This window comes from Acrocarpospora sp. B8E8, assembly GCF_039871605.1.
GTDB classification, from domain to species: domain Bacteria; phylum Actinomycetota; class Actinomycetes; order Streptosporangiales; family Streptosporangiaceae; genus Acrocarpospora; species Acrocarpospora macrocephala.
The window spans coordinates 18,327-30,178 of sequence record NZ_JBDPLV010000106.1 but is presented as its reverse complement, the minus strand read 5'-3'; the positions used below and the strand labels follow the sequence as shown (position 1 = coordinate 30,178).

At 65.6% G+C, this 11,852-nt stretch carries 9 protein-coding genes and 1 pseudogene; 7 read left to right on the top strand and 3 right to left on the bottom strand.

Annotation, left to right across the window (positions count from 1 at the left end; all coding sequences use genetic code 11):
* Positions 1-120: 120 nt before the first annotated feature.
* The gene (locus ABGB08_RS50250) at positions 121-1,428 is read right to left on the bottom strand and encodes an ATP-binding protein (protein WP_347606229.1); all 1,308 of its coding nucleotides are present in this window, start codon (positions 1,426-1,428) and stop codon (positions 121-123) included.
* 204 nt (positions 1,429-1,632) lie between these two features.
* Between ABGB08_RS50250 and ABGB08_RS50245 the strand changes: the two genes are divergently transcribed.
* The 4 genes from ABGB08_RS50245 to ABGB08_RS50230 are packed head-to-tail and all read left to right on the top strand — an operon-like array spanning position 1,633 to position 4,188.
* Positions 1,633-2,874 (top strand): FxsB family cyclophane-forming radical SAM/SPASM peptide maturase, encoded by a 1,242-nt coding sequence (locus tag ABGB08_RS50245; RefSeq protein ID WP_347606238.1) that lies wholly within the window; start codon positions 1,633-1,635, stop codon positions 2,872-2,874.
* A complete protein-coding gene (locus tag ABGB08_RS50240) occupies positions 2,871-3,563 on the top strand; it encodes a hypothetical protein (RefSeq protein WP_347606226.1) in 693 nt (230 codons plus the stop codon). Before ABGB08_RS50245 ends, ABGB08_RS50240 begins: the two co-directional genes overlap by 4 nt.
* Positions 3,560-3,775, top strand: coding sequence for an HEXXH motif-containing putative peptide modification protein (locus ABGB08_RS50235; RefSeq protein ID WP_347606223.1), 216 nt, complete (start codon positions 3,560-3,562; stop codon positions 3,773-3,775). The genes ABGB08_RS50240 and ABGB08_RS50235 overlap by 4 nt, the downstream gene beginning before the upstream one ends.
* Positions 3,776-3,789: 14 nt before the next feature.
* A complete protein-coding gene (locus tag ABGB08_RS50230; protein WP_347606220.1) occupies positions 3,790-4,188 on the top strand; it encodes an HEXXH motif-containing putative peptide modification protein in 399 nt (132 codons plus the stop codon).
* 82 nt (positions 4,189-4,270) lie between these two features.
* Here the strand turns inward: ABGB08_RS50230 and fxsT are convergent, their stop codons facing one another.
* Positions 4,271-6,778 (bottom strand): FxSxx-COOH system tetratricopeptide repeat protein, encoded by a 2,508-nt coding sequence (gene fxsT / locus ABGB08_RS50225; RefSeq protein WP_347606235.1) that lies wholly within the window; start codon positions 6,776-6,778, stop codon positions 4,271-4,273.
* 247 nt (positions 6,779-7,025) lie between these two features.
* On the opposite strand from fxsT, the gene fxsA reads away from it, so the two are divergent.
* From fxsA to ABGB08_RS50210, 3 genes and pseudogenes are all read left to right on the top strand, one after another.
* Positions 7,026-7,193 carry an FxSxx-COOH cyclophane-containing RiPP peptide gene (gene fxsA, locus ABGB08_RS50220; RefSeq protein WP_347606217.1) on the top strand — a complete coding sequence of 56 codons (168 nt, stop codon included), beginning with the start codon at positions 7,026-7,028 and terminating at the stop codon, positions 7,191-7,193.
* A gap of 69 nt (positions 7,194-7,262) precedes the next feature.
* Positions 7,263-8,162 (top strand): SIR2 family protein, encoded by a 900-nt coding sequence (locus tag ABGB08_RS50215; protein ID WP_347606215.1) that lies wholly within the window; start codon positions 7,263-7,265, stop codon positions 8,160-8,162.
* Positions 8,159-9,115 (top strand): annotated as a pseudogene (locus tag ABGB08_RS50210) (hypothetical protein); the annotation flags it as partial. The gene ABGB08_RS50215 and the pseudogene ABGB08_RS50210, both read left to right, overlap by 4 nt.
* 747 nt (positions 9,116-9,862) lie before the next feature.
* Here the strand turns inward: ABGB08_RS50210 and ABGB08_RS50205 are convergent.
* On the bottom strand, positions 9,863-11,443 hold the full coding sequence (locus ABGB08_RS50205) for an MFS transporter (RefSeq protein WP_347606212.1): 1,581 nt from the start codon (positions 11,441-11,443) through the stop codon (positions 9,863-9,865).
* Positions 11,444-11,852 lie beyond the last annotated feature (409 nt).

The window sequence follows — 11,852 nt, the reverse complement described above, 5'->3', positions numbered from 1 at the left end:
ACTCGGGCCGCCGAACTGCGCTGGTTGTCTCACGAGGCTCAGGAACTACCGGCTCGGACTGCCACGATCAACAAGCCGCGCCGAAGATGCCCCAATCATCCCCACCTACGGAAAACGGGCCTAGCCGGGCAGGGTCGCGGTGACGACGGTTCCGGCTCCGGGTCGGCTGTCCACCCGGAGCCGTCCGCCGCGTGCGGCCAGGCGGTCGGCCAGGCCCTGCAGTCCAGAACCCGCCGGGTCCGCGCCGCCTTGCCCGTCGTCGGCGATTGTGGCGACAAGTCCCTTTGGCGTACGGGCGAGCGTGATCGTGACAACGCTGGCGGAGGCGTGCTTGACGGCGTTGGCGAGAGACTCGCAGCAGACGTAGTAGAGGGCGCTCTCGGCCTCCGAGGTGCCGCTCGCGTGGACGGACAGGGTGACGGGGATCGGGCAGGTCGCGGTCAATGTCTTCAGCGCCCGCTCGATCAGGCCGCCGCCCAACCGCGGGAGGCCGCCGATGAGTTCGGAGATCTCGCGGGTGGCGGCGTCCAGTTCCCGGTCGACCAGATCGAGCATCCCCGCCGCCTCGGGGTCGGTCGTACGGGCCCGGACCGCACGCAGACCACCCCGGGCCGCGAGCAGCGGATCGCCGACGCCGGCCCTCGCTTCCGCCGCGATCCTGGCCCGTTCGCGGTCCGCCGTCGCCACCAGCCGGGCCCGGGACGCTTCTAGATCGCGGAGTAGGGCCTGGCGCTCGTCCTGGAGCCGCAGCCGGGCCGTCGCGAGCCGGACGACGGCGGCCACCGCGTCGGCGGTGGGCGGGTCGCTCCCCGTGTGTTCCACAGAGGCGACGTTTTCGCCGGGGACGAGGTGGATGCGCAGGCCGGGGTCGCCGAGCTCGTGCCCGAGCGCCGTCGCGAGCTCGTCGAGCCCGATGGGCTGCTCGGCCAGCAGCCGGTCGGCCAGGCGCCGCCGGGCGGCGACCGTCGCGCGCGCCGCGAGCGGGAACGCGGTGGCCACCAGGAGAAGGAGCACGTCGTAGACAGCCAGCGCGGCGGCGGGATCGAAGTTCTCGACCTGGAATCGCACGAGGGCCCATTGCGCTCCGAGGAACAGGCCGATCCCGGTGGCGGCCAGCCTGGGGAACAGCCCGCCCGCCAGAGCGGCCATGGCGCACAGCGGAATGACGCCGGGCGGCCACAGCAGACTCATCGGTACGGCCGATAAGGCGATTGCCCACCCCGCGACCCCTCGAGGCCGGCCCGAGGGAAAGCTCGCGAGCGCGATCAGCAGAGCGCCCTGATGGAGCAGCCCGAGCGGCGGGAACACCGCCCCCGCCGTCCAGACGACGGCCACCGCGCAGAAGAGCAACCGCTCAGCAGCCGGACCCCCGGCCGCCAGCGCCGACACCACGAAGGCCACGCCGATCAGAAGGTCGAGCACGCCCATGAAAGCATGCTGACACTCCAGTCCCAGTCTTGAGAACCGGTCCCACTGATCAGCTTACGTGCATTGCCACGGTTTCCTGGGAATCACGCCGTTTCGGGCATGGTATTTCGGACATGGCCCTCCCATTATGTCAATAGATCTTGACTCTTGGCGGGAATTCGGGCCAGATAGAGGGTGCATAGTGTGACAAAGCGCTTGATCGTGATGGGGGCGAGGGGCGTGTTGGAAAATCGTGCACGGGATGGGACGCGGGAGCCGGTACTCCTGGGGGCGTTGGATAACATCGGCGAAGGTCATCGGAAACCGCTCGCCTTCCGGCAATTCATATTGAAGATCAATAGCAGGTGCAACCTATCTTGCCACTATTGCTATATGTACGAGATGGCCGACCAATCATGGCGGTTTCAGCCGATCAGCATGGCGCCCACGGTCATCGACGCGATCGCCCAGCGTATCGGCGAGCACGCGCGAATTCATGACGTCGCCGAGCTGGAGGTGATCCTGCACGGGGGAGAGCCATTGCTGGCCGGACCCGAGCTTATCGAGCTCGCCGTGAAGACGATCAGACGCGCGGTCGACGTGGGCACTCAGGTACATGTGGTCATTCAGACCAATGCCGTGCTGCTGAGCGAGAGCTACCTACGCCTCTTAGCCGGTCTGGGGGTTCGCGTGGGGGTCAGCCTGGACGGTTACCAGGCGGCACAGGACAGGCACCGGGTGTTCGCCAACGGCAATGGCTCCCATGAGCAGGTGACCGCGGCCTTGCGCAGATTGACCACCGGGCAGTACCACCATCTGTTCAACGGCATCCTGTGCACCATCGACATTCGCAATGACCCGATCGCGACCTACGAGGCCCTGCTCGAGTTCGATCCCCCTGCCGTCGATTTTCTGCTGCCGCACGGTAACTGGTCCACCCCGCCACCGTTCCGCGACCCGGAGTCGATGCGGACGCCGTACGCGGAATGGCTGATCGCCGTTTTCGAACGCTGGTACGGCTCGACTCGCGTCGAGACCGACGTGCGCCTCTTCTCCGAGATCATCCGGCTACTGATGGGCTTCCCTTCGCGTACCGAGGCGGTGGGGCTTTCGCCCGCGCGTATGGTCGTCGTGGAAACCGATGGCAGCATTGAATTGTCCGATATTCTGAAGTCCACGTACGAAGGCGCCGGGGACACCGGAATGAATGTGCTGCGGGACTCCTTCGACGCGGTGGCCCGCCATCCCGGGGTAATGGCCAGGCAACTCGGGGTCAACGGGCTCTCGTCCGTATGTCGAGGCTGTGAAATCCATGCCGTCTGCGGAGGCGGGCTCCACGCGCATCGTTACAGCGACGCCACCGCGTTCGACAACCCTTCGGTGTACTGCCTTGACCTCTATCAGCTCATCGATCATATTCGCCGGCGCGTCGCCCATGACGTTGCCATGACCCGGAGCGATCGATGACGAGGGTTCATCGTATTTCCGAGGAAACGATCAATTCCCTGGCTACGGGAGGCGGCGGGGACGCGGTCGTTGGCGAGTTGCGTGCTGTCCAGTGGAGCAAGCACCGGGTGCTGGTCCTTGCGGTGGTCCGGGAGGCCGCTCAGGCGCGGCATCCCCACGCGGAAATGGCGGCAAGCGCTTTCGCGGCCCTAACTCAACTCGGAGCGTCGGCGCCGCGCAGCGTGGAACGCGTGCTCGGGTATCCCTCCGTGGGTGGCTGGATGTGGCGGCAGCTGAGATCGTCCACCCCGATGGATCCTGGGCTGCTGGGCACGTTGGCGCTTGCGGCCGCGGTGAACGCGGGCCTCGCCTGCCAGGTGGACCTGCCGATTCACGGATCCTCGCTGGTGTTTCCCTCCTTGGGCCTGGTCGTCCTTCCGGCCAATGTAAGGGGCACTGTCACGGCATCGGTCCGCCCGGATTCCGGCGGAGGCGCGATTCTGACCATCGCCCCGAAGGAGACCGAGCCGGTCACCATTCACCTGAAGGCAGGGCAGGACGCGCCGGGCTGGCAGGCGCTTCGAGATATGCCGCTCTCCACTGAATTCACCCTGACGATCGATGATCTCGATCCCTTCCGCTGGCCGAAGACCGAATCGGTGCGATCGAGGCTGCCGCAGAGGTTCATGACCGATGGACGGCCACGGTGACGGCGGCATGGGATCTCATCGTGGCCGCTCATCCGGCCCTGGCAGCGGAAATCATGGCGGCGGTGCGTCTCGTCGTCCCGCTCAAGACACCGGCCCAGGGCTTGAAAAGCGCGACCGCGCGCGAAGTTTTCGGCACGATCGCCATGTCCGAACCACCCGACCCGCTCACGGTCGCCGCGACTTCGCGCACGAACTCCAGCACGCCAAGCTGACCGCGCTCCTGGATTTGGTCCAGCTTACGGTAGTGCCGCACCACGACCTCTACTACGCCCCTTGGCGGGACGACCCGCGCCCGGTGTACGGCCTGCTGCAAGGGACCTACGCCTTTCTGGGCCTGACCTCGTTCTGGCGACGCCAGCGGCTCATCGAGCCGATTTCGGAACAGGCCAGAGCGCACACGGAGTTCGCCCGCTGGCGTGAGGCGGCTTACGCGGCGACGGCCAGCCTGCTGGACGGCAAAGGCCTGACACCGGTCGGTCGCGATTTCGTGAGCGTGATCCGGAGCACTCTCGAAGAATGGCTGACCGAACCCGTGCCCGCCGCCGCGCTGAATCAGGCGCGCGCCGCCGCCATTCGGCATCGGCGCGAATGGCGGGCGCGTATCAACCAGAAACCCGTCCCATAGACAGCCGCATAGCCGCCGACCAGGCGACTCACCGCTGCGGCTGTCCAGATCACGACTTTCTAATTGATAACCCCGCACACGCCTAGATCGGCGGCGGGTCGAAGTCGAATTCGATCCGCACGCCGTTCACCACGGCGGTGGCGTCCGGATGCCCCATCCTTACGGCTTCGCCGTACCGGTCGAGGACCTGGTCTCGCAGCTGGACGGCTTCGGACTCTACGCCGATCGCCTGCAGATCGAGCACCAGATTGGCGGCACAGCACAGCGTCATGTAGTGGGGTTCGCCGAACAGGTCGACAAGCCGCTGGTAGGAACTGCGGCCGAGCGCCACCGCCTCGGTGTGCTCGCCCAACTCGGCCAGGTCGCTGGCGAGGTTGTGCGCGCAGGTCAGCGTGTAGTCGTGATTGGTGCCGAGGCGCTCGCCCAGTTTCGTAAAGATCGTCTGGTTGAGTTCACGCGCACGCTCCGGCTCACCGCGCAGGCGGTACAGGAGAGCGAGATTGATCTGGCACCCAAGGGTGTAAGGGTGGTTCTCCCCGAATACCACGGGGTAGCGCGCCAGCACATCGGTGGCGAGGTCGAATGCCTCATTCAGGCGTCCCGCCGTTCGCAACGTGTTGGAAAGGCTGATCACCGCGGCCATGGTGTCGGGGTGGTTTTCGCCGAACAGCTGCTGGAACTGCTCGTGGGTCTTCCCCGCGAGCTGCAGCGCCTCCGGAAGGTCGCCTTTCCGGCGGCGGGCAATGGACAGATCCTTGGCCGCCAGCAGGGTGTTCGGGTGATCGGCCGTGAATTCACGAATGGCGTAGGCGTAGGCCGCTTCCCCGAGGTCGCAGGCTTCGGTGTAGTCGCCCAGCAGGCGAACCACGCGGGCCAGCCCATTCCAGGAGATCAGCATCGATGACTTGCCCGCTTGAGTGCGCTGGACGATCTCCTCCTGCCTGAGATACGTCGCCATGTGCAACTCACGGGCGGACTCGTAATCGCTGGTGAGGGCGTGGTCCAAGGCGATGCTGTTACGCAGGCGCAGGTGATCCAGGCTGCCCTCCGCGAAGTATCGAATGAAGGCGGGCTCCGAATCCTCGTCGAGCTTGCGGGCGCTGCGGAAGTCACCCCGGGAGCGCAGGTCCGCTCCGACACTGTTGCTCATCCACAGCCACTCCTCGGACTCGACAGGCAGAACCTGGCGCATCTCTTCGAATGTCAGCTGATTGCTCTGGTACGCCTCGGCGTAGCGGCCGAGCGCCCTGAGCACATTGCCCCGGTGCCGGCGTGCGGACAGGACCATCGGATGCATGGTGCCCAGCACGGGATTCCAGCGCTCGAGCAGCTGTTCGATGAAAGCCAGCGCTCCTTCGTAGTTGCCCGCGCGATACAGATAACGGATCGCTTTGATGGCGAACGCGTGGACGTCCGGGTCCTGCGAGAGAATCAGCTGGGATGGCCCGACATGGGTGAACAGGGCAGAGAATTCCGGCCAGCGCGCCGAGTCGTCCGGGTCGTTCGGTGCCGCCCTGGCCAGAAGCAGGTGGACATCGGCCCGATAGGCCGCCCGTTCGTCGGGCGTCAGCTCCTTCTCCAGCAGCGACTGGACCAGGCGGTGGACCTGTAGTGTCCCGGCTGTCGCGTCGAGTCTGGTCAGGGCGAATCGGCCCAGCTCCCCGAAGATCTTGTCCCGGAGAATGGGATCGGAGAGGACCGCTTGGAGGCGTGGCGCCCCCTCGCTCGGCCCGCGTTTGAACACCGAGGTCGGGATAGGTTCCGGGCCGAAGAACGCGCAGCATCGCAGCACTTCGAGTGCCTGGGGCACCTTGCGTTCCAGGCCGGACACCGAGAGTTTCCAGACGGCGGTCATCGACATTGGATAACCGGGCGCCCTGTTGAAGTCCAGCAGCCTGCTGGTCTGCTCTTCGAGAAGCTCAATGTATTCCTCGGCGGTGGCGCCGGTCTGCGCCTGATAGGCACCGGCCTGCTCCAAGGCCAGCGGCAGGTCGCCCAATTTGGTGGCGAGCAGATCCGTGATCGATTCCTGGGCCGCCCGGGGCAGTCTCTTACCGAGGAATTCCACGCTCTCCGACCGGTGAAAGACGTCGACGCGAATGGTCTTCTCATAGTCGTCCCATCGCGGGTTCCGCGAGGTGATCAGCACATGCCCTGCGCCCCGGGGAATGAACTCCCTGATCTCCTCGGGCTCTTCCGCGTTGTCGAAGACCAGCAACCAGCGCCGGTACGGCTCACCGCGCTCCAAAGCGTCCTTCACCGCTCGCGCGGTGGCCGAGATTCCGGTGGTGGACGACGGCAGCAGTTTCAGCGAGGGCGCCAGCGCCGCCAGCGCCGCGGGCAGCAGACGGGTCTGGTCCGCGGAGATCCAGGCCACGAAATCGTAATGGGAGCGGTATCGCCAGGCATACTCGGTCGCCAGTTGTGTCTTTCCGACGCCGCCCAGGCCGTGCAATGTCTGGGCCCGGGGGAGGACCGCGGTGACCGCTCCGATACCGTCGCGCAACTCGGCCAGGAGATCGTCGCGTCCGGTGAAGTTCGCATTCCGTTCCGGAACGTTGGCCCATATCTCTGGTCTGCGGTCCGGCATCGCGTGTGCCGCGAGCGATAAGTTCGACATGTCCAGCCTCCGCCTCTGGCCAGCCTGGAATTCAATCCCCATGCCATCCTAAAGGTATAGAGGTTGTTTGAACCGCGTGCGAGTTGGAGAATCATCCTGGAGCCGAGGAATGCGCGCGGTCGAGCCTGCTGGTTTCGGAGGCAAGAAAAGTAGTTAAGTGCCCGCGCTAATTCCATGATCCGTTCAGTTGTGGCACCGAAGAGAACCAGGAGCAGAGATGTCCGATGCACCCATCGAGGCGGGCACCACCCTCATCGACATCAGCGGTCTTTCCCTCGACGAACTCGCCGATCTTCCCAGCGCCGCGCTCGAAATGGTGCTCACTTCGCTGTTCCAGGAGGGCGCCGGGGGCGATTCGGTGGCGGCCTTCGACGCCTCCATCTGACCTGACGGCGTTGCCGTTCCGCGTCGAGCACGGCACAAACCATGGCGCGAGCGCGAGGTGGTTCCGCAGATGGGCGAGATGGATGACGCCGCCTGGGATCGGCTCCTGCACCAGCTGCGGAGTGGCGACTGCACCCCATTTCTGGGCGCGGGCGCCTGCGGCGACAGCCTGCCCACCGGCAGGAGGCTGAGCAGCGAGATGGCCAGCGAATGGAGATACCCGTACGACGACGGAGAGAATCTCACCCGAGTGACCCAATTCGGGGCCATGATGTTCGGCGATCACATCCACGTCAAGAACCTGATTCGCGATCGACTGAACGGATCCGGCACCCCCGACTTCAGCGACCCCCTCGAACCGCACGGCCTGCTGGCCGGCTTTCCGATCTCCGTTTACCTGACGACGAACTACGATGATTTCGCCTACCAGTCGTTGACGGCCAACGGAAAAACCCCGAGCCGGGCTTCCTGCGCGTGGAACCCTGATGTACGGTACGCCCGCGAGCTTTTCGGGAGCAAGGCCGGCTGGAACCCCCAACCAATGACGCCACTCGTTTACCACCTGCACGGGACCCTGGAAGATCCACGATCCCTTGTCCTCACCGAGGACGACTACCTCGATTTCATGGTCAATCTCGCCCGCGACCGCATCACCGTCGGCAAGCGTATGCTGCCGCCCACCATTCAGGCCGCACTCACCAGGCGTTCCCTGCTTTTCATCGGCTACAGCCTGCAGGACTGGACCTTTCGCTTCATGTTCATTCGGCTGGCGCAGACGATGCCCGGGATCAACACGCGAAGGCACGTCAGCGTGCAGCTGCCACCGGAATTCCCAGTAGGCAGGGCCGAACCGGAGAAAATCAAGCGTCAGCTGGAGCGGTACTACGAGCGCTGGAAGATCTCCATTTTCTGGGGCACCGCTCAGGAGTTCTGCGCCGAGCTGCGCGCACGGATGGGAACGACATCATGATTCCTGACATCGTTCCCGCGGCTTCGATCGACGAGCCCTACGTGGGTCTGCGTGCTTTTCAGGCGGACGAGAGCGACAAGTTCTTCGGCCGCGAGCAGGAGGCCCACCAGCTGTCGGATCTCTGGCAGGCCAATCGGATGACGATCCTGCACGCTCCATCGGGGATGGGTAAGACGTCGCTGATCCAGGCGGGGGTGCTCCCGCTGATCGAACCGTACAAGACCGATGTGCTGCCGATCGGCCGGGTCATTTACAGCTCGTCGTTTCCCACGCCGGCGCTGCCCGAGCACAATCCCCACGTCTTCGCGCTGCTTTCCTCCTGGTCGCCGCAGGAGGCGCCGATGCGGCTGGCGAGGATGACGTTGCGCGGCTTCCTGGCCAGGCGGTTGTCCAGGCTCGACCCGTACGGCGATCCGGTCCTGGTGCTCATCGCGATCGATCAGGCGGAGGAGTTGTTCATCGACTCGATCGAGCGACGTCCCTATCGGGAATGGTTCATCGCGCAATTGGTGGAGGCGCTGGACGACGATCCCAACCTGCGCCTGCTGGTCTCCATCAGGGAGGATCTGCTCGGTGAGCTTCAGTCATACGAACTGCAGCTGGCCGGCATCGACCGGGAGTATTTTCCGCTCGCTCCGTTGAGTTGCGCCGAGGCCGTTCACGCGGTGGAGGATCCGCTCGCCAAGCCGCGGCGGGCATTCACCGAAACCCGGCGGGCATTCGCCGATGGCGTGGCCGCCGCGCTCGTCCAGGATTTACGGATGGTGGACATGGCGTCCGCCTCGACGGCCGAAGGTGCGGCCCTGCCGTTGCTGGAGACGGTGGAGCCGGCCCGGCTTCAGGTCGCCTGCTCCACGCTGTGGCGGGCGCTGCCACCCGAGGTCACCCTCATCACCTCCGCGCACGTTCGCCAATACGCGCTGACCGATCCGTCGCTGACGGAATTCGGGGACGGAGTGCTGGCGTGGGTCGCCGCCGGCCATTCCTATCCTGGCGGTCCGGCCGGGCTCAAGGCCTGGTTGCGTGCCAACTTCGTCGACCAGGCGGCCCACCGCCGGCGCGTTTACCAGGGGCAGACCCTGACGGCGGGAGTTCCCAACGCGATCGTTCACTCTCTCGCCAGCCGTAACATCCTCCGAATCGAGAAGGTGCTCGACGAACATTGGTGCGAGCTTTCCCACGATCGTCTGGTGGAATGGGTCACGCGGGATGCGTACACGTCGATGCTGGACGAGCGGCCGCCCACCGCGGAGCATTTCCTGCACCAGGCTGAGCTCGCCCTGGCGGAAGGCAATCTCGTGGTGGCCCGTGGACAGGCCGAACTCGCCGCCTCGGTCACAGCCGACGATCTTCAGCTGCACGCGGAGATCGAATCGTTTCTGGGAAACGTCGCGTACAAGCAGGACGAGTTCCAGCGGGCGGTGGATCACTATGAAGTGGCCGCGACGCTGTTCACCAGGCTCGGCGACGCCACCGAGGCGGTGGGCAGGCTGCTGGCCGCGATCGGCCGGGTGCGGATGTACCAGGGGTTCCCCGACCAGGCCGTCAGAGAGCTCACGGCCGCGCTGGAACGGGTCGGGGGCGGGGACGTGAGCATCATGACCCAGCTCGGCTGGGCGCTGTGGTACGGCGGGGAGCCGTCCCGGGCTAAGGAGATCCTGGACGGCCTGCTGCTCCAGGAGGGCAGAGTCGCCGAGGCGTTACGGGCCAGGGGGGAGATCCTGGCCGACCTCGGCGAACCCGCGGCGGCGCTGCGGGATCTGGACCAGCTGGGTCCGTTGCAGTATCCGAGCGCCCGCGCCGCTCGCGCCTTGGCCCTCGGGCAGGTCGATCGGCTGGCGGAGGCGGAGCTGGAGATCGCCGAGGCGCTGTCGGAGGCCCCTGACCAGGCCACGGTGCTGATCTACGCGGCCCGGCTGCGGCGGCTGGCCGGTGATGGGTCGGCTGCCGCCGACCTGGCCAGGCAGGCGCTCGCGGCTCCGCCGCCGACGCTTCCCGTGCATCTTCGGGTTCTGGCCGCTGAGTTGGTCGATTCGGGCAGCTGACCCGTTCGCGCGCCCCCGCAGCGTGGGCCATTTGCCATACCGCCAGACGGTGAGTGTCACGAACACCGTTGCCGACAGCGTCACCAAGGCCAGCACCCAGGTCGCCGGAGCGACGGTGAACCAGGCGACGAGTGCGGCTCCGGTCGGGGCGGCCAAAGAGGAGCCGACCCGTCCCGCCAGCCGTGAGGCGCTGGCCACCCGCGCGCGCCATTCGTCCGAGACATGCTCGGCTTCGAAGGTCTTGTGCGCGACATTGTTCAGGCTGCCGCTGAGGCCGCTGAGAAACATGGCCAGAGCGAAGCTGAACGGGTTGTGCCACGCGGCCGCGATGAGCAGGGCCGGGGTCCAGATCCACAGTTGCAGGAACCACATTCCGGAGGGGACGGTGAATCTCATCGCGAGTAGTGAGCCGAGAATGCCGCCGATACCGCTCGCGGAAAGCACCAGACCGACAACAGAGGGGGACAGGTCGTAGGAGCTGGCGATGAACACCATGATCAAAGCCTGGATCACGAGATTGGTGAACGCGGTCGTGCAGGTGACGGCGAGGAGGAACTTCCGTCTGCGCACTACTTTGAAGCCATCCATGGCTTCGGCCAGCAGATTCCGGCCGACGGGCTGGGACGCCGTCTCCGCCTTGACCCGCCAGAGCAGGGCATACGAGCTGATGAACAACACCAAGCTCAGCAGGAACGGCGCAATGTGCGCCAGAGTCATCAGGAAGCCGCCCAGCGGGCGTCCTGACAGCGCGGCGCCGTGAGTTCCCAGCTCGATGCGGGCGTACGGCCCTGCACTCGTCGCCGTGTCGCGCTCGTCCAGGAGCGTCGGCAGCACAGCGGTCTCCGCGAGGGTGTAGAAGACCCACATCAACCCTTCGATGCCCGCGGCGATGAACAGGTGGGCCAGGGAGAACCGTCCGAAGGCGAGGGGGACGAGAACACTCGCCATGACGACCATACGGGTGGCCTCGGTCCAGAGCATCACCTTCCGGGGGCCGACTCGATCGATGATGGCGCCGGCGGGCAGGTAGAAGATCACGCCGGGGATCGTCCAGGCGAAACCGACCCAGGCGGCGACCGCCGACGACCCCTGCGCGTAGTGCAGTGCCAGCAGCGGATACACCACGCCGAGGGTGCGGAAGGCCACGCCGGAGCAGATCGAGGCAGTCCAGAGCCGGGAGAAATATCCCAGCCCGGGGTTCTCCTGTTCGGTCGGCTGGGTCAGCGTCACATCCACTGGTGTTCCAGTTCGCCGACCGTCATGTTCAGGCCGTCGAAAGTAGTTGTCGCGGTGGACGCTGGGTCTGGTCGGGTAAGGGTTTGCTCGCGCATTTTTGTTCTCTTCGTTAGTCCGGGGATTATTGAGCTGATGCCGTCAGCGGCAGGAGTCGAATTTTCCGGAATATCGAAAAGTCCATGACGGGGCCGGATTAATTCTGCGTAACGAGCGGTGCATGGGCGACTGGTCCTCTCGGCCGAAAGGGCCGGAGTCGTCGGCGGCCCGTGGTGGAAGGGTGCTCCGGCCCGTGATTCCGGACTAGAGCCTGCCATCCCCCGATGTGGTTCATGCCCGAGCTTCCGATTTGCCCGAGCTGGATAGGCGCTTCTGGTACCAAAGGCGACAGAACCACACAGCCAGCGGGCCA

Excerpts from the sequence above, each read along its gene's own strand:
- ABGB08_RS50245 (WP_347606238.1), top strand. The coding sequence starts at position 1,633 with ATGGGGGCGAGGGGCGTGTTGGAAAATCGTGCACGGGATGGGACGCGG.
- ABGB08_RS50240 (WP_347606226.1), top strand. The coding sequence starts at position 2,871 with ATGACGAGGGTTCATCGTATTTCCGAGGAAACGATCAATTCCCTGGCT.
- ABGB08_RS50215 (WP_347606215.1), top strand. The coding sequence starts at position 7,263 with ATGGGCGAGATGGATGACGCCGCCTGGGATCGGCTCCTGCACCAGCTG.
- ABGB08_RS50250 (WP_347606229.1), bottom strand. The coding sequence starts at position 1,428 with ATGGGCGTGCTCGACCTTCTGATCGGCGTGGCCTTCGTGGTGTCGGCG.
- fxsT (WP_347606235.1), bottom strand. The coding sequence starts at position 6,778 with ATGCCGGACCGCAGACCAGAGATATGGGCCAACGTTCCGGAACGGAAT.
- fxsA (WP_347606217.1), top strand. The coding sequence starts at position 7,026 with ATGTCCGATGCACCCATCGAGGCGGGCACCACCCTCATCGACATCAGC.